This window comes from Streptomyces sp. NPDC006283 (assembly GCF_040613325.1).
Lineage (GTDB): Bacteria > Actinomycetota > Actinomycetes > Streptomycetales > Streptomycetaceae > Streptomyces.
The window spans coordinates 52,423-72,914 of record NZ_JBEXRZ010000010.1 but is presented as its reverse complement, the minus strand read 5'-3'; the positions used below and the strand labels follow the sequence as shown (position 1 = coordinate 72,914).

Here is a 20,492-nt window from a genome sequence, read left to right as displayed (position 1 = left end):
GTGTCGACGTGTTCGACAAGGCGCCGCTGCGTGAGCAGCGCATCCACACCGTGGAGGGCGATCTGTCGAGCGAGGAGTTCTTGCAGTCGCTGGGCTGGCGAGATCCGCCCGACGGGGCGACTCGGGCGACCCGACATTTGAACATGTTCAGAACTGGCGTAGGCTGCCCGCATGAGCGAGCGAGCAGCCCTGCTGCGGGGGATACGTGTCTGGTTGGCCATCTTCGTCGTGTGCCTGGTCCTCAGTGGAGCGACCGCGTTTCCCCTGGTGACCGAACTGCGCCTGCTGGATGACGTGGTGACGTCCCCGGCGTCGCCCCTCGCCGAGCACATGCCCGCGCTCGTGGAGTGGATCGAGCGCGTACGGGAAGGCCTCGACGCCACCGACGAGAAGTACCCGTTCGTGCTCTACGGCACGGACTGGCTCGCCTTCGCCCACCTGGTGATCGCCGTCGCCTTCTACGGCCCTTACCGCGACCCGGTGCGCAACATCTGGGTCGTCGAGTTCGGCATGATCGCCTGTGCCGGGATCATTCCGCTCGCCCTGATCTGCGGACCGATCCGCGGCATCCCGTTCTGGTGGTCGGTCATCGACATGTCCTTCGGTGTCTTCGGGGTGATCCCGCTGTATCTCGTCCGCCGAAGGATCAAGCAACTTGAGGCGCTGACGGCGCCGGTCGGGGCGGCACGATGACGCTCCTCGCGCCCATCTGACCCACTCGGGGACCGGTTTAGTTGCGGCCGCCCTTCGGAGAGGGCGAGCCGTCCAGGACGGCCCTCAGCGCGTCGACCCGGTTCGTGGTGATCGAGTCGACGCCGCAGTCGATCAGTCGCCGCATCGTACGCCGGGTGTCGGCCGTCCAGGCGGAGACGAGCAGCCCGTCCCGGTGCACACGGTCCGTCAACTCCCGTCCGACCAGGCCGAACCGGTAGTTCAGCCAGCGCGGCCTGACGGCGCCCAGCAGCGCCTGGCGCGGTGGGGCGAGCGTTGTCCACGTCATCGCGATCTCCGCCGACGTGTCCGCGGCCCGCACCGCGAGCATCGTCTCGGGGCCGGCGCAGTAGTACACCTGCTCGCCGGCGCCGCAGTCGCGAACCGTGTCCACCACGGTCCGCACGGCCGCGGGCGTGGCTCCGGGCAGGTCGATCATCAACCGGTGGTCCCCGACCGCGTCCAGCGCCTCGCACAGGGTCGGGACGCCGCCGTGCGTGAGGTCCGCCAACTCGGCCCGGCTGCACCGCGCCAGGGGCCGGTCGTGTCCCCACAGCCGCTTCAGCGTCGCGTCGTGCAGGAGGACGGGCACACCGTCGTGGGTGAGCCGTACGTCGATCTCGACCGCTTCCGCGCCGCGCTCGAAGGCCGAACGCAGCGACGGCAGCGTGTTCTCACGGAACCGGTACGGGTCGCCGCGGTGGGCGACCACCGTCACCGGGCGCACGTCAGCGGGCGAGCCACTCGGCGGTGTACGTGTCGATCTCCGAGGCGATCCGGGCCTTGCCTGCCGGGTCGAGGAACGACGCCTCCACCGCGTTCTTCGCGAGGTCGGCGAGGCCGCGCTCGTCGAGGTCCAGCAGCCGGGCGGCGACCGCGTACTCGTTGTTGAGGTCGGTGCCGAACATGGGCGGATCGTCGCTGTTGACGGTCACCAGCACACCGGCGGAGACCATCTCCTTGATCGGGTGCCGGTCGAGATCGGTGACGGCGCGGGTGGCGATGTTGGAGGTGGGGCACACCTCGAGCGGGATCCGGCGCTCCGCCAGGTGCGCCAGCAGCTCCGGGTCCTGCGTCGAGCTGGTGCCGTGGCCGATGCGCTCGGCACGCAGGTCGTTCAGGGCGTCCCAGATCGTCTGCGGTCCGGTCGTCTCGCCCGCGTGCGGCACCGAGTGGAGGCCGGCGGCGATCGCCTGGTCGAAGTACGGCTTGAACTGCGGGCGCGGGACGCCGATCTCGGGGCCGCCGAGCCCGAAGGAGACCAGGCCCTCCGGGTGCAGGTCGACCGCGAGCCTGGCGGTCTCCGCCGCGGCCTCGAGGCCGGCCTCGCCGGGAATGTCGAAGCACCAGCGCAGCACCACCCCGAGCTCTGTCTCCGCCGCTTTGCGCGCGTCCTCGATGGCGGCCATGAAGGCCTTCTCCTCGATGCCGCGGCGGGTGGAGCTGAACGGCGTGATGGTCAGCTCGGCGTAGCGGATGTTCTGCCGGGCCATGTCGCGGGCGACCTCGAAGGTGAGCAGCCGCACGTCCTCCGGAGTGCGGATCAGGTCCACGACCGAGAGGTAGACCTCGACGAAGTGCGCGAAGTCGGTGAAGGTGAAGTAGTCGGCGAGCGCCTCGGGGTCGGTCGGGACCTTCGAGTCCGGGTGGTTCGCCGCCAGTTCGGCGACGATCCGGGGGGAGGCCGAACCGACATGGTGCACATGCAGCTCAGCCTTGGGCAGCCCTGCGATGAAGGGGTGCAGATCGGTCATGGGTTCCTCCACATGCGACGGGCCGCTCCAGCTCACGGGCAGGGTCCTGCTCGTCGGCCGGGGGCCCTGCTCCTGGATCATCGTAGGCGGCCCGTCGGGGCCGGAAACCGAAGCCGTAACATAGCCGGACCACCGATGGGGGAGAAGCATGTCCGACAATCAGGCCCAGCCGCCCGGCGGGCCTCAGCCGAACGATCCGTGGGCCCCGCCGGAGAGCAGCTCCGCACCGGGCAGGGTGCCCCTGGACAAGCCGGCGCCCACGCCGCCGCCGAGCGTGCATGACCAGCCGACGGTCATCGGGATGCCCGGCGCGGGCCCGGAGGACTCCGGATCCGTCCCGCCGCCTCCGGTCGCGCCCGGCGGACCGGCCCCCGCCCAGCCCGTCGCCGGAGCCTACGGCTACCCGGCTGCCCCGAGCCTGCCGCAGCCGCCTGCCGCCGGCTTCGGCGCCCCCGACCCGTACGGCGCCGGATACCCGGGCTACCCGGGATACGGCCAGGCCGGCTGGCAGCAGACCCCGGCCAACGGCATGGGCATCACGGCGATGGTGCTCGGCATCCTCTCCGTCTGTCTGTTCTGCCTCTACGGAGTCGTCGGCATCGTCCTCGGCGTCCTGGCGCTGATCTTCGGCATCCTCGGCCGCAAGCGCGCCCAGCGCGGCGAGGCGACCAACGGCGGCATGGCCCTGGCCGGCATCATCCTCGGCGCCTGCGGCATCGTCATCGGCGCCGTGTTCATCGCTCTGATCGCCTGGGGCATCACGACGGCGATCAACGAGGACAAGAAGCAGAAGGACCAGTACGACTACGACTACGACAGCTACTCGAACCACCTGGTCGTCGACGACAGGCGCTAGTCGAACTGATCGGCAGCGGCCTTCGACCGCAGCTCCTCCCGCGTCTCCATCAGCGCGAACCCCAGCAGATTGAGCCCGCGCCACCGAGCGGGATCCTGCGCCCGCTCGTCGTCCGCGGCGAGCCCGATGCCCCAGATGCGGTCCATCGGGCTCGCCTCGACGAGCACCCGGTCCCCGGTGGCCAGCAGGAAATGGCGCAGTGCCTCGTTCTGCCCGAACTTGTGCACACTGCCGGAGCGCACGATGCCGAACCGCTCGCGCTCCCATATGCCGTCATTGAAGCCGCGCACCAGCCGCCCTGCCTTCTTGGCCTCCGCAGGGGTCCGCGCCTCCAGCGCCTTGCGTTCCGCGTCCGCGTCGCCGAACAGCCGTGCCTTGGACGCCATCATCCAGTGCTCCGCCGTCTCGTACCGCACGCCGTCCACCACGAAGGGTGACGGCCACCACTGACTCAGGCAGCTCGTGCCCAGCTTGCCGTCCGATCGCGGTCGGTGCCCCCAGAAGTGGAGGTACTTGATCCGCTGTCCCTCGGCGGCCTGCTTGATCAGCTCTTCGATCCCCATGCACGCGAGTGTGGCAGCCGCCACTGACACCCCGTCCCGCGAAACGGCCGTCGACGCGACACATGGTCGACCGATTCCGTCGCGTAATCAAAAGGCAACAACGGAATCCCTTGTTGCGCAGGTCACCCTCTGCCAGGATCGGCACTCAAATCGGGCTGGAACAACGGAGAGCACCATGGGCAACCGCTTCCAGATGCACGACCGCTTCGCGGCCGGCGCGCAGTACATCGGGGGGAGGCTGCGCCCCGGCACCTCGGGACGCCTGCAGGACATCGTCGACCCGGCCACCGGCGAAACGGTCCACACCTACGAACTGGCCGGCGCCGCGGACGTGGACGCGGCCGTCGCCGCCGCGGGTGACGCGCTGCCCGGCTGGGCCGGTGCCACCCCCGGCGAGCGTTCCGACGCGCTGCACCGCTTCGCGGCCGTGCTCGCCGACCGGGCCGAGGACCTCGCCGGGGCGGAGTCGCTCCAGTGCGGCAAACCCGTCAGGCTGACCACGGAGTTCGACGTCCCCGGTACCGTCGACAACACCGCCTTCTTCGCCGGAGCGGCCCGTCACCTCCAGGGGCAGTCGGCCGGCGAGTACAGTGGCGATCACACCTCGTACGTACGGCGGGAACCGATCGGGACGGTCGGTTCCATCGCCCCCTGGAACTATCCGCTCCAGATGGCCGCGTGGAAGGTCCTGCCGGCCATCGCCGCAGGCAACACCATTGTTCTCAAGCCTGCCGAAATCACCCCGCTCACCTCGCTGATGTTCGCGCAGGCGGCCACCGAGGCGGGCATCCCCGACGGCGTCGTCAACATCGTCAGCGGCGCGGGGAAGGACGCCGGCGAGCACCTGGTGGGCCACCCGGACATCGCCATGACTTCGTTCACCGGTTCCACGGCCGTCGGCAAGCGCGTCGCGGAGATCGCCACGTCCACCGTCAAGCGGCTCCACCTCGAACTGGGCGGCAAGGCCCCCTTCGTGGTCTTCGACGACGCCGACGTCGAGGCCGCGGCGCACGGCGCGGTCGCCGGTTCGCTCATCAACACCGGCCAGGACTGCACCGCCGCCACCCGCGCCTACGTCCAGCGGCCCCTGTACGACGCCTTCGTGGAAGCGGTCGCCGGTCTGATGGCGACGGTCCGGCCGGGCGATCCGTTCGACCCGAGCACCGACCTCGGGCCGCTCGTCTCCCATGCCCAGCGCGACCGTGTCGCCGCCGTCGTCGACCGGGCCCGCGCCTGTGCCACCGTCGTCACCGGCGGCGAAGCGCCCCAAGGCGAGCTGAAGAACGGCGCCTACTACCTGCCCACCCTCGTGACCGGCGCCGCGCAGGACAGCGAGATCGTCCAGTCCGAGATCTTCGGGCCCGTCCTGGTCGTGCTGCCCTTCGACTCCGACGACGAAGGCATCGCGCTCGCCAACGACACCCCCTACGGCCTGGCCGCGTCCGCCTGGACCCGGGACGTCTACCGCGCCGGGCGCGCCACCCGCGAGATGAAGGCGGGCTGTGTGTGGGTCAACGACCACATCCCGATCATCAGCGAGATGCCGCACGGCGGATACAAGGCCAGCGGCTTCGGAAAGGACATGTCGGCCTACTCCTTCGAGGAGTACACGCAGGTCAAGCATGTGATGTACGACAACACCGCCGTCGTCCGCAAGGACTGGCACCGCACGATCTTCCAAGGCCGTTAGCCGCCGTCCGTGCCTTCGGCGGCCAGATCCACCCGAAAGGGCAGAGCGTCATGGAGCAGTACGAGACCGAGCGCCTCTCCGCGGCACAGCTCGCGGCCATGCGGCGCAGCCTGCGAGACGGACGAGGGGCGCTGTCCCGCCGTTCGCTGCTGCGTGCGTCGGGAGCCGGAGCGCTCGCCGTCGGCGGCACGGGCATCCTCAGCGGCTGCGGCATCCCGCCCGCCAAGCGGGAAGGCGGGGCGGCGGACGCCGACGACCACTCGGCCAAGGAGAAACTGATCACTTTCTCCAATTGGACCGAGTACATGGACACCAGCGAGGACGGGAAGACCAGGCCTACCCTCGCCGCGTTCACCAAGCGCACCGGCATCAAGGTCAAGTACACCGAGGACATCAACGACAACGTCGAGTTCTTCGGGAAGATCCAGCCGCAGCTCGCCGCGGGCCAGGACACCGGCCGCGACCTGATCAACGTCACCGACTGGCTGGCCGCCCGGATCATCCGGCTCGGCTGGGCGCAGAAGCTCGACCCGACGCTGCTGCCGCACGCCTATGCCAACCTGTCCTCCCAGTTCCGCACCGTCGACTGGGACCCGGGCCGGGCCTACTCCTACCCGTGGACCGGCATCCCGTGCGTCGTCGCCTACAACTCCAGGGCGACCGGCGGCCGCAAGGTCGACTCCGTCACCCAGCTGCTGGACGACCCCTCCCTCAAGGGCCGGGTCGGTTTCCTCACCGAGATGCGCGACACCGTGGGCATGACCCTGCTCGACCTCGGCAAGGACCCCGGCACGTTCACCGACGCCGACTACGACGCCGCCATCGGCCGGCTCCAGAAGGGCGTCGACAAGAAGCAGATCCGCCGCTTCACCGGCAACGACTACACCGCGGACCTCGCCAAGGGAGATCTCGCCGCCTGTCTCGCGTGGGCCGGTGACGTCATCCAGCTGCAGGCCGACAACCCGGACATCAAGTACGCGATCCCCGCCGCCGGGTACGTCACGGCCACCGACAACCTGTTGGTCCCCGCCGAGGCCAGGCACCGCACGAACGCCACCCGGCTCATCGACTACTACTACGAGCTTCCTGTCGCCGCCCAGCTCGCCGCGTACATCAACTACGTGACGCCGGTCGCCGGAGTGGGCCCGGAGCTCGCGAAGATCGACCCGGAGCTGGCCAAGAACCCGCTGATCATCCCGGACGAGGCCATGGCCGCCAAGTCCCACTCGTTCCGCTCGCTCTCCTCCGAGGAAGAGACGGCGTACGAGCAGAAGTTCGCCAAGCTCATCGGCGCCTGACCCGCCCCTGCCCCCGACACACCTGGGACCGCGACCCATGACCGAAAAGCAAGCGGGCGGCGATGTCCGCCTCTCCGGGATCAGCAAGACGTACGGCTCCTTCACGGCTGTGCACCCGCTGGACCTGACCGTTCCCGAAGGCTCGTTCTTCGCCCTGCTCGGCGCCTCCGGCTGCGGAAAGACGACCACGCTGCGGATGATCGCCGGACTGGAGGAGCCCACCACCGGCACCGTCCTTCTCGGCGACAAGGACGTCACCGGACTGCCTCCGCACAAGCGCCCCGTCAACACGGTCTTCCAGAGCTACGCGCTCTTCCCGCACCTGAGCATCTACGAGAACGTCGCCTTCGGACTGCGCCGCCGGGGCATCAAGTCGGTCAAGAAGCAGGTCGACGACATGCTGGAACTCGTCCAGCTCGGCGACTTCGCGCAGCGCAAGCCGCACCAGCTCTCCGGCGGCCAGCAGCAGCGCGTCGCCGTCGCCCGCGCCCTCATCAACCACCCGCAGGTGCTGCTCCTCGACGAGCCCCTCGGCGCCCTCGACCTCAAACTGCGCCGTCAGATGCAGCTGGAGCTCAAGCGGATCCAGACCGAAGTCGGCATCACCTTCGTGCATGTCACGCACGACCAGGAGGAGGCCATGACCATGGCCGACACGGTCGCGGTGATGAACGGCGGCCGGGTCGAGCAGCTCGGAGCTCCCGCCGAGCTGTACGAGAACCCGCAGACCACGTTCGTCGCCAACTTCCTCGGCACCTCCAACCTCATCGAGGCCGACGTCGTCCAGAACACCGGCGGCGAGGTCGTCGTCACCGCGGCCGGCGGCAAGCTCCGGCTGCCCGCCGGGCGCTGTCCGGACGCGACCCGCGCCGACGGCACGCTGCTCGTCGGCATCCGCCCGGAGAAGATCTCCCTCACCCCGGCCGCGGACGCCGACACCGTGCCCGTCGGCCGCAACACCGTCACCGGCAGGGTCGTCGACTCCTCGTTCATCGGCGTCTCCACCCAGTACGTCGTGGAGAGCCCGGCGGGCAAGGGCCTGGAGGTCTACGCACAGAACGTCGAGCAGCGCGCGGGCCTGGCCCCCGGTGCCGAGGTGGTCCTGCACTGGAACCCGGAGCACACCTTCGGCCTCGACGCCGACCAGGCGATCGACGCCGGTGTAGAGACGGTGGGGGAGACGCCATGACCGTCACCGAGGCGCCGCCCGCCTCCCCGGCACCCGCGCGACCGCCCGTCCACAAGACCTCGATGCGCCGCAGGCTGGTCCCGTACTGGCTGCTGCTGCCCGGCATCCTGTGGCTGGTCGTCTTCTTCGCGCTCCCGCTCGTCTACCAGGCGTCGACGTCCGTGCAGACGGGCTCGCTGGAGGAGGGCTTCGAGGTCACCTGGCACTTCGCGACGTACTGGGACGCCCTCACCGAGTACTACCCGCAGTTCCTGCTTTCGCTGCTGTACGCGGGCACCGCCACGGTCCTGTGTCTGCTGCTCGGCTACCCCCTCGCCTATCTGATCGCGTTCAGGGCGGGGCGCTGGCGCAACGTGCTGCTGGTCCTGGTCATCGCCCCCTTCTTCACCAGCTTCCTGATCCGGACGCTGGCCTGGAAGACGATCCTCGCGGACGGCGGACCGGTGGTGGAGGTCCTCAACACCGTCGGTTTCCTGGACGTCACCAGCTGGCTCGGCCTGACCGAGGGCAGCCGGGTGCTCGCCACACCGCTCGCCGTCGTCACCGGCCTGACGTACAACTTCCTGCCGTTCATGATCCTTCCGCTCTACACCTCGCTGGAGCGGATCGACCCCCGGTTGCACGAGGCCGCGGGCGACCTGTACGCCAAGCCCTCCACCACATTTCGCAAGGTGACCCTCCCGTTGTCCATGCCGGGCGTCGTCTCCGGGACGCTGCTGACGTTCATCCCGGCGAGCGGCGACTACGTCAACGCCCAGCTGCTGGGCTCGACGGACACGCGCATGATCGGCAACGTCATCCAGGCGCAGTTCCTGCGGGTCCTCGACTACCCGACGGCGGCCGCGCTGTCGTTCATCCTGATGGCGGTCGTGCTGATCACGGTCACCGTCTACATCCGGCGGGCCGGAACGGAGGATCTCGTCTGATGCGCCTGATCAAGCGGAATCTCGTGGTCATCGCGGGCTTGCTCACGCTCGCCTATCTGATCCTGCCGAACATCGTCGTGATGGTGTTCTCCTTCAACAAGCCGGCCGGGCGCTTCAACTACTCCTGGCGGGAGTTCTCCACCGACGCGTGGCGGGACCCGTGCGGCGTCGCCGACCTGTGCGGCTCTCTCGTGCTGTCCCTCCAGATCGCCCTGTGGGCGACGATCGGCGCCACCGTGCTCGGCGCGATGATCGCCTTCGCGCTGGTCCGCTACCGCTTCCGGGCGCGCGGCACGATCAACTCGCTGATCTTCCTGCCGATGGCGATGCCCGAGGTGGTCATGGCCGCCTCGCTGCTCACGCTCTTCCTCAACCTGGGTGCCGAGCTGGGCTTCTGGACCATCCTCATCGCACACACCATGTTCTGCCTCAGCTTCGTCGTGGTGGCGGTGAAGGCACGGGTGATGTCGATGGACCCGAAGCTCGAGGAGGCGGCGAGGGACCTCTACGCGGGGCCCGTCCAGACGTTCCTGCGGGTCACCCTGCCGATCGCCGCGCCCGGCATCGCGGCCGGCGCGATGCTGGCCTTCGCCCTGTCCTTCGACGACTTCATCATCACCAACTTCAATTCGGGCAACACCGTCACCTTCCCCATGTTCGTGTGGGGTTCGGCGCAGCGCGGCACGCCCGTTCAGATCAATGTCATCGGTACAGCCATGTTCGCTGTTGCCGTACTGATCGTGGCCGGTGCCCAGTTCATCGGCGGCCGTCGCAGGAAACGCGCCCTCGCGCAGTAGTCGCAGCACCAGAAGGAGTGGAAACCATGGCTCCAGCCGCCATGACCTTTGCGAAATCACTCTCCGACGCCCGGCCCGCGCCCTTCTGGCTGGAAGACCCAGGCAAGCCGGACGCACTGCCGGCCCTCGCCGGCGACGAGCGCTGCGACCTTCTCGTCGTCGGCGGGGGCTACAGCGGACTGTGGACCGCGCTGCTCGCCAAGGAACGCGAACCCGCACGGGACGTCGTGCTGATCGAGGGGCGTGAGATCGGCTGGGCCGCCTCCGGCCGCAACGGCGGCTTCTGCGCCGCCTCCCTCACCCACGGTCTGGGCAACGGACTCGCCCGCTGGCCCGACGAGATGGCCAAACTCGAGGAGCTGGGCGCGCGCAACCTCGACGCCATCGAGGACGCCGTCGCGCGCTACGGCATCGACTGCGACTTCGAGCGCACCGGCGAGATCGACGTCGCCACCGAGCCGCACCAGCTCGCCGAACTCCACGAGATGCACGACGAGGCCTCCCGCCTCGGCTTCACCGGCCTCGAACTCCTGGACGCCGACGCGGTGCGCGCCGAGGTCGACTCGCCGACGTTCCTCGGGGGTCTGTGGGACCGGCGCGGTGTCGCGATGCTGCACCCGGCGAAGCTGGCCTGGGGCCTCAAGCGGGCGTGCCAGGAACTCGGCGTCCGTGTCTACGAGAACACGCCGGGGCTGCGGATCGCCGCCTCCGGGCCCGGCATCGTCGTGGGCACCCCCTACGGCCGGGTCCTCGCCCACCGCGTCGCGCTCGGAACGAACGTCTTCCCCTCGCTGGTCAAGCGGGTACGCGCGTACACCGTGCCCGTCTACGACTACGCCCTGACGACCGAGCCGCTCAGCGCCGCGCAACTCGCCTCCGTGGGCTGGAAGCGGCGGCAGGGGCTCGGCGACAGCGCCAACCAGTTCCACTACTTCCGCATCACCGCCGACAACCGCATCCTGTGGGGCGGTTACGACGCGATCTATCCCTTCGGCGGCAGGATGAGCGCCGAGATGGACCACCGGCCGCAGACGTACCTGAAGCTCGCCCAGCACTTCTTCCACTGCTTCCCGCAGTTGGAGGGACTCCGGTTCAGTCATGCCTGGGGCGGTGCCATCGACACCTGTTCGCGGTTCTCCGCCTTCTTCGGGACCGCGCACGGCGGGAAGGTCGCCTACGCGGCCGGCTATACGGGCCTCGGCGTCGGCGCCACCCGCTTCGGCGCCGACGTGATGCTGGACCTGCTGGGCGGCGAGCCGACCGAACGGACCGAGCTGAAGATGGTGCGCAGCAAACCGCTTCCGTTCCCGCCGGAGCCGGCGGCATGGGCCGGAATCGGTCTGACCAAGTGGTCGATGGCCAGGGCCGATGCCAACGGCGGCCGGCGCAATCTGTGGCTGAGAACGATGGACCGGTTCGGTCTCGGCTTCGACAGCTGACCATCCGCCACCGCCCATGTGACGTAGCTCACTTGCGATGGGCGGCCAAAGCCGCGTCATGAAACGGCCGCAGCCCCCTCTTCCGTGTGCAAGCACCGTCTTTGCGCACGGAAACGGAGGCCGGAGGATGAACGGCTCGCGGGCCAGGAACGCGTTGGAGTGGCTGGCTGCTGCGGCGCCCGACCCGGACGCCTGCCGGTGGGAGTGGGAGCGGAACCGGCACGGAATTGCTCTCCTGCCGGCCGGCAGGCTCTGGGACGTGCTGATCGTGCCGGGTGACCTGGGCTCTCCCGCACTGAGCGTGCTCTCCCGGCTGATCGACCGGCCCGGCCCGGTACTCGCCGGCTCCGGCGACTCGCGCATCGGCTTCTTCGTTCCGCCGGGCACGGCTGGGCGATGGCTGGGGACGGGCGTCCGCACGGCGGGGCAGGGCGCGTGGATCGTCGTCCCGCACCCGGGCCGTACGGCCGACGGCGTGCGATGGCTGGTCGCACCCGACGGTTCCGGGACGCTCACCGACCCCTCGCTGCTGGAACTCGCGATGCACGCGGCTGCGGGCGGGATCGCTCGCAGGGGCGGCGGTGGTGGGAGGGGTGACCGGTGGCGGTGACGGGGCAGTCCGGGGCGAGGGCGTGGCGCCAGAGGTCTTGACAACCTGATTGGTCTGGACCATGTTGTGCGGCGCCGCACTCAAACCCCCCATGCCCGGAGGCTGTTGTGGACCGCACCAGATTTACGGCTGCCCTGGCGGCAGCCGTCCTTGCCGTCACCGGCCTCGTCGCCACCGCCCGGACCGCACAAGCGGCGGATGCCGAACTCGCACGCAACGGAGGCTTCGAGGCAGGACTGACCGGCTGGAGCTGCACCGCCGGCAGCGGCGCCGCGGTCTCCTCGCCCACCCACGGCGGTACATCCGCCCTCAAGGCCACCCCGGCCGGCAGCGACAACGCCAAGTGCAGCCAGACCGTCACCGTGAAACCGAACGCCGACTACACCCTCAGCGGCTGGGTGCAGGGCAGCTACGTCTACCTCGGCGCATCCGGCACCGGAACCACCGATGTCTCCACCTGGACAGGGTCCGCTGCCGGCTGGCAGAAGCTGACGACGTCCTTCCGTACCGGCGCCTCGACAACCTCCGTCACGATCTACACCCACGGCTGGTACGGCACGCCCGCCTACCTCGCCGACGACATCTCCCTCCTCGGCCCCGGCGGGGACCCGGTCGCCGTTCCGGCCGCCCCCACCAACCTCCGTGCGGGCAGCCCCGCTTCGACCTCGGTCCCGTTGAGCTGGAACGCCTCGCCGGGCGCCACCGCGTACCACGTGTACCGCGACGGCACCCGGACCGCGACCGTCAGCGGCACCTCGGCCACCGTCACCGGACTCACCGCCTCCACCGCGTACACCTTCCAGGTCTCGGCGGCCAACGAAGCGGGCGAGTCGCCGAAGTCCGCCACCGTGAGCGCCACGACCGCACCCGGCGGCGGCGGTAACGAAGGCGACCTGCCCGCCCACGCCCTCGTCGGCTATCTGCACGCCAGCTTCGCCAACGGCTCCGGCTACACGCGCATGGCCGACGTGCCCGACTCCTGGGACGTCATCAACCTCGCCTTCGGCGAACCGACCTCCGTCACCTCCGGGGACATCCGCTTCAAGCTCTGCCCCGTCGCCGAGTGCCCGAACGTCGAATCGGAGGCCGACTTCAAGGCCGCCGTCAAGGCCAAGCAGGCCGCCGGCAAGAAGGTCCTGATCTCCATCGGCGGCGCCAACGGCCAGGTCCAGCTCTCCACCACGGCCGCGCGGGACACCTTCGTCTCCTCCGTTTCGAAGATCATCGACGACTACGGCCTCGACGGCCTCGACATCGACTTCGAGGGCCACTCCCTGTCGCTGAACACCGGCGACACCGACTTCCGCAACCCGACCTCGCCGGTGATCGTCAACCTGATCTCCGCCCTCAAGACCCTCAAGGCGAAGTACGGCTCGGACTTCGTGCTCACCATGGCTCCCGAAACCTTCTTCGTGCAGCTCGGATACCAGTACTACGGCTCCGGGCCGTGGGGCGGCCAGGACCCGCGCGCCGGCGCGTACCTCCCGGTCATCCACGCCCTGCGCGACGATCTCACCCTGCTGCACGTCCAGGACTACAACTCGGGCCCGATCATGGGCCTGGACAACCAGTACCACTCGATGGGCGGCGCCGACTTCCACATCGCGATGACCGACATGCTGCTCACCGGCTTCCCGGTCGCCGGTGACCAGGCGAAGTTCTTCCCTGCGCTGCGGCCGGAACAGGTCGCGATCGGGCTCCCGGCGTCCACCCAGGCGGGCAACGGCCACACCTCGCCCACCGAAGTGAACAAGGCGCTGAACTGCCTGACGAAGAAGACCGACTGCGGCAGTTACGCGACCCACGGCACCTGGCCCGCCCTGCGCGGACTGATGACCTGGTCGATCAACTGGGACCGTTTCAACCAGTACGAGTTCGCGAAGAACTTCGACGCCTACGCATGGCGCTGAGCCAGGGCAGCAGCGCCCCGAACAGGAGCAGGCTGCCCAGCACGTCCAGCGGCCAGTGATAGCCGCGCAGCACCAGGCCGATGCCCGTCGCCACCGTGAGCACCGCGGCGACGGGCATCGCCCAACTCCGGCGCAGGTACGGCGTGACGAGCAGCGCGGCCCCGAAGTAGGCGACCGTCGCGGTCGCCGTATGGCCCGACGGGTACCAGCCGGTGCCCGGCTCCAGCGGGCCCGGGCGGGCGATCCACAGCTTGAGCGGTACGACCAGCGCGGGCACGGCCGCCATCGCCAGCGCGGCGATCAGTGCCGCCCGCCACTGCCGCCGGTCACGGAGCAGGACGTACGCCATCGCCGCGACGAGGGCGAGCGGAGCGACGGCCATGTTGCCGAGATCGGCGAGCAGTTCGGTGAACAGGGTGGGTCCGGTGCCGAACAGCGCGCGGCCCAGCCGGACGTCCGCGCTCAGCAGCGGCCCTTCCGCGGCCACCTGCCAGGTGACGACGGCGAAGAGCACGGCGCACAGCGCCGCCCCGGCCCCGGAACGCCGAGAGACCGGCCGCCTCGGAACAGGGGGGGTGGTTCCGAGGTGGCCGGCCGGACCGGTTTGCCGCGCGCCCCGGGGGGTTTGGGGCGGGCGGCCATCCGATCGGTGAGGAGTTCCGGAGCCTGAAGCTCCAGTGGTGTGCGCGAGGGCACGGCCAGGTCGAGGCTGGGGAGGCTCCGGCCTGGGGTTGCCCGCAGTCTCCTGCGAGCGGGGTGTTTCTCTCATCTGAAGGAACCGTACGTCAGGCGGAAGGGGACCGACAGCCGGATCCCCATCCCGCCATCGGCCCCCCACAGCTTCTTCACAGAGCGAATCCGTCGCCGCCGGTCAGAGCGCTGCGAACGCCTGCTCGAGGATGTCGAGACCCTCGTTCAGGAGGTCCTCGCCGATCACCAGCGGCGGCAGGAAGCGCAGCACGTTGCCGTAGGTGCCGCAGGTCAGGACGAGCAGACCCTCGGCGTGGCAGGCCTTCGCGAGTGCGCCCGTCGCCTCCGGGTTGGGCTCCTTGGTGGCCGGGTCCTTCACGAGCTCGATCGCGATCATCGCGCCGCGGCCCCGGATGTCGCCGATGACGTCGTACTTCTCCTGCATCGCGGCGAGACGGCCCTTCATGACCTCCTCGATCCGCCTGGCCTTGCCGATGAGGTCCTGCTCGCGCATCGTCTCGATCGAACCGAGCGCCCCGGCGCAGGCCACCGGGTTGCCGCCGTAGGTGCCGCCCAGGCCGCCCGCGTGCGGGGCGTCCATGATCTCGGCGCGGCCGGTCACGGCGGCCAGCGGAAGACCTCCGGCGATGCCCTTGGCGGTGGTGATCAGGTCGGGGACGATGCCCTCGTCCTCGCAGGCGAACCACTGGCCGGTGCGGCAGAAGCCCGACTGGATCTCGTCGGCGACGAACACGATGCCGTTGTCGTTGGCGAACTTCACGATCGCCGGGAGGAAGCCCTTGGCCGGCTCGATGAAGCCACCCTCGCCGAGGACCGGCTCGATGATGATCGCGGCGACGTTCTCCGGGCCGATCTGCTTGGTGATCTGGTCGATGGCCTGGGCGGCGGCCTCGGGCCCGCAGTTCTCCGGGCCGGTCGGCCAGCGGTAGCCGTAGGCGACAGGGACGCGGTAGACCTCGGGCGCGAACGGGCCGAAGCCGTGCTTGTACGGCATGTTCTTGGCGGTCAGCGCCATCGTCAGGTTCGTACGGCCGTGGTAGCCGTGGTCGAAGACCACGACAGCCTGGCGCTTGGTGTGCGCACGGGCGATCTTGACGGCGTTCTCGACGGCCTCGGCGCCCGAGTTGAACAGGGCGGACTTCTTGGCGTGGTCACCCGGCGTCAGCTCCGCCAGGGCCTCGCACACCTCCACGTAACCCTCGTACGGGGTCACCATGAAACAGGTGTGGGTGAAGTCCTGCAGCTGGGCGCTCGCCCGGCGTACGACGGCTTCGGCGGAGGCGCCGACCGAGGTCACGGCGATGCCGGAGCCGAAGTCGATCAGACGGTTGCCGTCGACGTCCTCGATGATCCCGCCGCCCGCGCGGGCGGTGAAGACGGGCAGTACGGACCCCACACCGCCGGCGACCGTGGCCGTGCGGCGGGCCTGAAGCTCCTGCGACTTCGGGCCGGGGATGGCGGTGACGACGCGGCGCTCCTGCGGGATTGCGGTCATGCGGGGCTCCTGGGGGTGTATCCGGACGCTTGTTGTCTTTCTCCGCAGGCTAGGTGCGGGGCGGGGATGCGGGCATGCGCCGTTCGGGAGTGTTGGGGGTGTGTCGTTGTCCGCGACGGCCATAGGCCTCCCGTCGGGAGCCCTTCGCTGACGTGGCCCTCGTGCCCGGCCCGCGGTCGTCTTCTCGGGTACCTCGAGCCGTCAACCGGACGGGGCCGGCTTGGGGCGGCGGGCCGGGTCACGCCGCGAAGCGTTGACCGGAGTGCCGCCCGCGCAAGGGCTTACGCACTAGATTGACCGTGCACAGAGCGGGCCTGGCTGGTCAGGGGGCAGCGGTTCATGGAATCCGAAGGCACATTCGACGCACGCGGCACACGCGCCAATCCCGTGCCTCGTCCCGCCGGACCACCGGCGGAGGTACCGTCCGTGCCGCCGGGAACACCAGCCCTGCCCGGCCACGCGCCCACCACCCGCCCCGCACTGCTCGAGTGGCTGCGGACGCCCCGGCCGCCCGCCGAGCCCGGCGTGTGGCGGCTCGGTCACCGGCCGCGCCCCGACGAGGAACCGGAGCTCGTTCCCGCCAGGCGGCTGTTCTCCGGGGCCCTCATCGCCCTGCTGACCGGGTGGCTGCTGTGGTCCCTGCTGTGGAACGGCTACCTGGGCCGCTACTGGCTCTGGCCACTCCTGGTCCTCACCCCGGACTCCTGGCGCGCCGACGCGACGACCTGGGCGAACGCCAGCTACGTCTACTACGCGATCATCGGCGGCGCCATGCTGGTGTTCTTCGCCCGCATCGGCAATCTGCCGGAGATCTGGCGGCGCTACGTCGTCCGCCGTGACAAGCCCGCCACCCCGCCGCCGCCCACCCCCGACGCGGACCCGGCCGACTGGCCCGAGCTGCGCGGCGCCGGACTGGCAGAGGCCGCCGGGCACCTCGCCGAGGCCGCACGCGCCGGAACGCTGGGGGACGTGGACTACGCCAGGATCCGGCGTGCCTGGCAGGGGGTTCACTCGCGGCCCGAGCGGCTCTCCGCCTTCGCCGACACCGTGCGCAGGCACGGTCCCGCGGCCTGCGCCCACCCGTCCGGCGTGCGGGACCTGCCGGTGCGCACCGCGACACATGACCTCGCGACCGGCCAGGTCAAGATCGGTACCGTCGTCGACGACGCCCGGAACCCCTACGCCCGCCGCACCACCGGCGTGGCCCTGGAACCCGCCCTGCTCGGTACGTCGCTGCTCGCCGTCGGCCCCTCCGGATCCGGCAAGAGTGTGCGGCTCGTGCGGCCGGTCGTCGAGTCCCTGTGCCTGCTGGCGCTCGCCAACCGCGCCGCCGTCGTCGCCGTCACGGCCCACGGCACGGCGGTCGCCCCCGACGGCGACTTCGACCTGGTGATCTCCGTCGGCCGACCCGACTCCACCCACGACCTCGACCTCTACGGCGGAGCGGAGGACCCCGACGAGGCCGCCCGGTTGCTCGCGGAGGCCCTGGTCGGTGACCTCGCCGCCGGTCTGCCCGGGGGCGACAGCCGGCGCGCCGCCACCGCCCTGGCCCAGCTGATCGGGCCCTACCGGTGTGTGCACGGGCACTTCCCCGCCGTCGCGGAGCTCCGCGAGCTGCTCGGCGGTGCGCCCGCCGCGATCAGTGCGCTGCGCACCGCCCTGGAGGAGGCCGGGGAGGCTTCGCAGTTGCGTGAACTGGACGCCCGGGAACGTCAGTCGGCCCGCGCCGACGACATCGGCGTGCTGCTCGCCGAACGGATCGCCTTCCTCGACCGGCCCGCGTTCGCGCAGTTCTTCCGCACCGACGGCGGCGGGCGGCCCTTCTCGCTGCGCGCCATCGAGCACCCCCTGCGGGTCCGCGTCGACCTCCCCGAGCGCGGCCACGCCGAGGCCTCACGGATCATCGCCCGGCTGGTGCTGGCCCAGTTCACGGAGGCCGCGCTCACCCGCTCGGACCGCTCCCTCTTCGCCTGCCTGGTCCTCGACGACGCGACCTACACCGTCACCGCCGACTCGGTCCGCGCGTTGCAGCGGCTGCGCTCCGCACACGCCGGGGTCGTCCTCGCGCTGCGCACCCTGGAGGACGTGCCGGAGCCGCTGCGCGGTCCGCTGCTCGGCGCGGTCGGCTGCCGGATGGCCTTCTCCGGGCTCGCGCCCTGGGACGGCGGCCGGTTCGCGGAGACCTGGGGCACGGAGTGGGTCCAGACGCGTGACGTGACCAACCGGCAGATCATTTCCGACGAGCCCCTCACCAAGGCGCTGCACATGATGCGCCGCCTGGTCACCGGCAAGGCGGCCACCGCGGAGGCGATCACCGTACGTGAGGTCGAACGGGCCCGTTGGTCGGCGTCCGATCTCGCCCACGCCGTACCGGCCGGTCACGCGGTGCTGTCCCTGACGACCGTCAGGGGAGAGCACGCGCCGCCACTGCTGGTGGATCTGCGGACCTGAGGCATGTGACCGGGCCGGCCAGGTCACCGAGGTGATCGGCTGAGGGGTCGCGGGGTGCGCGACCGGCCGAGGGGCGTCACCGACTGCTACGCCCTGGCAGAATCGACGTATGCCGTTCGTACGGGACGGCGAAATCCGAACCGTCGTTCCCTGCCTCGAAGGGCCCCTGGTCCCATGCCGCCCACCCTCGCCTCGCTCGTCCAGCACTCGGCGCTCAAGCTCACCGTGCGCGCCGGGGAGGACCGGCTGGAGACGCCCGTGCGGTGGGCCCATGTCAGCGAACTCGCCGACCCCGTGCCGTACATGGAAGGCGGCGAGCTGCTGCTCGTCACCGCCATGACCCTGGACGCGGAGGACCGCGAGGCCATGCGGCGGTATGTACGCCGGCTGGTCGGTGCGGGAGTGGTCGGCCTCGGCTTCGCGGTCGGCGTGTACTACGAGGACATCCCGGACGCCCTCGTCGAGGCCGCACGCGAGGAGGGGCTGCCGCTCCTCGCCGTACCGCGCCGCACGCCCTTCCTCGCCATCAGCAAAGCCGTCTCCGCTGCGATCGCGGCCGACCAGTACCGGGCCGTGACGGCCGGCTTCGAGGCCCAGCGCGAGCTCACCCGGGCCGCGCTCGCCGAGGGACCGGTCGCCGTCCTGGCACGGCTCGCCGCGTACGTCGACGGATGGGCGGCCCTGTACGACACCTCCGGCGCGGTCGTCGCCGCGGCGCCCGAGTGGGCCGCCCGCCGCGCGGCCCGGCTCACCGCCGACGTCGAGCGGCTGCGCGAGCGCGCCGCGCCCGCGAGCGCCGTGGTCGGCGGCACGGACGAGGACGACCGGGTCGAGCTCCAGTCGCTGGGCACCGGACGCCGGGTCCGCGGCGCCCTCGCGGTCGGCACGGGAGCCCCGCTGGGCACCTCCGAGCGCTACGCCGTGCACTCCGCGGTCGCCCTGCTGACCCTGTCCACCGAGCGGTCCCGTTCGCTTCAGGCCGCCGAACAGCGCCTGGGCGCAGCGGTGTTGCGGATGCTGCTGTCCGGGCAGCCGGACCACGCCCGCGCGGTCGCCGGCGATCTGTACGGCGGCCTGCTCGACGCCCCGTTCCGGCTGCTCATCGCCGAACCCGCCGGAGAACCGGACGGCGACGGCGCGTCGAGCGCGCTCGGCGGCTTCACCGAAGCTCTCGAATCGGCGGCCGCGCGTGCCGGCGAGACCGTCCTCGCCGTCCCCGACGGCACCGAGGACCGGGTCGTGGTGCTCGCCGTGGACGGCGGCGCTGTGGCCGCCGCGTGCACCGCCGCGTACGCGGCCAAGGACGCGGACGAGGCCCAGGTCTACGTCGGACTCTCGGCGCCGACCGGCCCGATAGCGGCCGCTGGGGCGTACAAGCAGTGCGAACAGGCGCTCTCCGTGGCACGGCGGCGCGGTCGCGCCCTGGTCGAGCACGAGGAACTGGCGGCGGGTTCGATCCTGCCGCTGCTCGCCGACGACGCGGTGCGCGCCTTCGCGGACGGCATGCTGCGCGCGCTGTACGAGCACGACGCGACGGGACGCGGCGACCTCGTCGCCTCGCTGCGCGCCTGGCTCTCGCGCCACGGCCAGTGGGACGCGGCCGCCGCCGACCTGGGCGTGCACCGGCACACGCTGCGCTACCGGATGCGCCGGGTGGAGGAGATCCTGGGGCGTTCGCTGGACGACGCGGATGTCCGCATGGAGCTGTGGCTGGCGCTGAAGGCGACGGGCGAGCCGCCGCAGTCGCGGTAGCGAGCCACGGTGGCCGTGCCGGCTGTGATGGCGAGCCACGCCACCGCAACGGCCGCGTCGGCAACCCGCGGCAGCCGCCGCGACCGCCCCGTCAGCGAGCCGCACCGCTGCTACCGCCGCGTCAGCGCCCGTACCGCCGCGCCCGCGTCGCGGCAGCCGGCCGCGCTCGCTGTGATGGCGGGCCTCGCCGTCAACGGCCGAGTCGGCAACGTGCGGCAGCCGCCGCGACCGCCGCGACCGCCGCGGCAGCGAGTCGCCGCAGTCGCGTCAGCACCGCTGCGACCGTCGGGGCGGCATGCCGAGACCGAAAGTCACAGCGGCCGCGCTCGCCACGAGGGCG

Annotated in this window: 17 protein-coding genes; 12 read left to right on the top strand and 5 right to left on the bottom strand. The window is 70.8% G+C overall.

Features of this window, described 5'->3' with window-relative positions; genetic code table 11:
- Positions 1-171 precede the first annotated feature (171 nt).
- Complete coding sequence (locus ABZ070_RS04280) at positions 172-693, top strand: hypothetical protein (RefSeq protein ID WP_356629739.1); 522 nt, start codon at positions 172-174, stop codon at positions 691-693.
- Between the two features lie 37 nt (positions 694-730).
- On the opposite strand, the gene ABZ070_RS04275 is transcribed toward ABZ070_RS04280, so the two are convergent.
- Positions 731-1,438: a glycerophosphodiester phosphodiesterase gene (locus ABZ070_RS04275; protein ID WP_356629737.1), complete on the bottom strand. Its 708-nt coding sequence runs from the start codon at positions 1,436-1,438 to the stop codon at positions 731-733.
- A 1-nt stretch (position 1,439) separates the two neighbouring features.
- Positions 1,440-2,465 (bottom strand): adenosine deaminase, encoded by a 1,026-nt coding sequence (locus tag ABZ070_RS04270; protein WP_356629735.1) that lies wholly within the window; start codon positions 2,463-2,465, stop codon positions 1,440-1,442.
- 148 nt (positions 2,466-2,613) lie between these two features.
- On the opposite strand from ABZ070_RS04270, the gene ABZ070_RS04265 reads away from it, so the two are divergent.
- The gene (locus ABZ070_RS04265; protein WP_356629733.1) at positions 2,614-3,321 is read left to right on the top strand and encodes a DUF4190 domain-containing protein; all 708 of its coding nucleotides are present in this window, start codon (positions 2,614-2,616) and stop codon (positions 3,319-3,321) included.
- Here the strand turns inward: ABZ070_RS04265 and ABZ070_RS04260 are convergent.
- The gene (locus tag ABZ070_RS04260) at positions 3,318-3,884 is read right to left on the bottom strand and encodes an NADAR family protein (protein ID WP_356629731.1); all 567 of its coding nucleotides are present in this window, start codon (positions 3,882-3,884) and stop codon (positions 3,318-3,320) included. The genes ABZ070_RS04265 and ABZ070_RS04260 overlap by 4 nt on opposite strands.
- A 175-nt stretch (positions 3,885-4,059) precedes the next feature.
- Between ABZ070_RS04260 and ABZ070_RS04255 the strand changes: the two genes are divergently transcribed.
- The 8 genes from ABZ070_RS04255 to ABZ070_RS04220 all read left to right on the top strand — a co-directional run bounded on the left by ABZ070_RS04255 (position 4,060) and on the right by ABZ070_RS04220 (position 13,743).
- Positions 4,060-5,574: a gamma-aminobutyraldehyde dehydrogenase gene (locus ABZ070_RS04255; protein ID WP_356629729.1), complete on the top strand. Its 1,515-nt coding sequence runs from the start codon at positions 4,060-4,062 to the stop codon at positions 5,572-5,574.
- A gap of 50 nt (positions 5,575-5,624) precedes the next feature.
- A complete protein-coding gene (locus tag ABZ070_RS04250) occupies positions 5,625-6,872 on the top strand; it encodes a spermidine/putrescine ABC transporter substrate-binding protein (RefSeq protein ID WP_356629727.1) in 1,248 nt (415 codons plus the stop codon).
- Positions 6,873-6,909: 37 nt separating this feature from the next.
- Entirely contained in the window at positions 6,910-8,061 is a 1,152-nt protein-coding gene (locus ABZ070_RS04245; protein ID WP_356629725.1) for an ABC transporter ATP-binding protein, read from the top strand.
- A complete protein-coding gene (locus ABZ070_RS04240) occupies positions 8,058-8,987 on the top strand; it encodes an ABC transporter permease (RefSeq protein WP_356629723.1) in 930 nt (309 codons plus the stop codon). Before ABZ070_RS04245 ends, ABZ070_RS04240 begins: the two co-directional genes overlap by 4 nt.
- Positions 8,987-9,784 (top strand): ABC transporter permease, encoded by a 798-nt coding sequence (locus ABZ070_RS04235; RefSeq protein ID WP_356629721.1) that lies wholly within the window; start codon positions 8,987-8,989, stop codon positions 9,782-9,784. The genes ABZ070_RS04240 and ABZ070_RS04235 overlap by 1 nt, the downstream gene beginning before the upstream one ends.
- Positions 9,785-9,810: 26 nt before the next feature.
- Positions 9,811-11,223, top strand: a complete 1,413-nt coding sequence (locus ABZ070_RS04230; protein ID WP_356629719.1) for an FAD-binding oxidoreductase — start codon at positions 9,811-9,813, stop codon at positions 11,221-11,223.
- Positions 11,224-11,350: 127 nt separating this feature from the next.
- Complete coding sequence (locus ABZ070_RS04225; RefSeq protein WP_356629717.1) at positions 11,351-11,833, top strand: hypothetical protein; 483 nt, start codon at positions 11,351-11,353, stop codon at positions 11,831-11,833.
- Positions 11,834-11,940: 107 nt separating this feature from the next.
- On the top strand, positions 11,941-13,743 hold the full coding sequence (locus ABZ070_RS04220; protein ID WP_356629715.1) for a glycoside hydrolase family 18 protein: 1,803 nt from the start codon (positions 11,941-11,943) through the stop codon (positions 13,741-13,743).
- On the opposite strand, the gene ABZ070_RS04215 is transcribed toward ABZ070_RS04220, so the two are convergent.
- Together ABZ070_RS04215 and gabT are read right to left on the bottom strand one after the other, a co-directional pair.
- Positions 13,694-14,512 carry a phosphatase PAP2 family protein gene (locus tag ABZ070_RS04215; RefSeq protein WP_356629713.1) on the bottom strand — a complete coding sequence of 273 codons (819 nt, stop codon included), beginning with the start codon at positions 14,510-14,512 and terminating at the stop codon, positions 13,694-13,696. The genes ABZ070_RS04220 and ABZ070_RS04215 overlap by 50 nt on opposite strands.
- Positions 14,513-14,614: 102 nt before the next feature.
- Complete coding sequence (gene gabT / locus ABZ070_RS04210; protein WP_356629711.1) at positions 14,615-15,949, bottom strand: 4-aminobutyrate--2-oxoglutarate transaminase; 1,335 nt, start codon at positions 15,947-15,949, stop codon at positions 14,615-14,617.
- Between the two features lie 339 nt (positions 15,950-16,288).
- On the opposite strand from gabT, the gene ABZ070_RS04205 reads away from it, so the two are divergent.
- Both ABZ070_RS04205 and ABZ070_RS04200 read left to right on the top strand, forming a co-directional pair.
- Positions 16,289-18,400, top strand: coding sequence for an ATP-binding protein (locus ABZ070_RS04205; protein WP_356629709.1), 2,112 nt, complete (start codon positions 16,289-16,291; stop codon positions 18,398-18,400).
- A gap of 174 nt (positions 18,401-18,574) precedes the next feature.
- Positions 18,575-20,152 carry a PucR family transcriptional regulator gene (locus tag ABZ070_RS04200; protein WP_356629707.1) on the top strand — a complete coding sequence of 526 codons (1,578 nt, stop codon included), beginning with the start codon at positions 18,575-18,577 and terminating at the stop codon, positions 20,150-20,152.
- Positions 20,153-20,492: the final 340 nt, after the last annotated feature.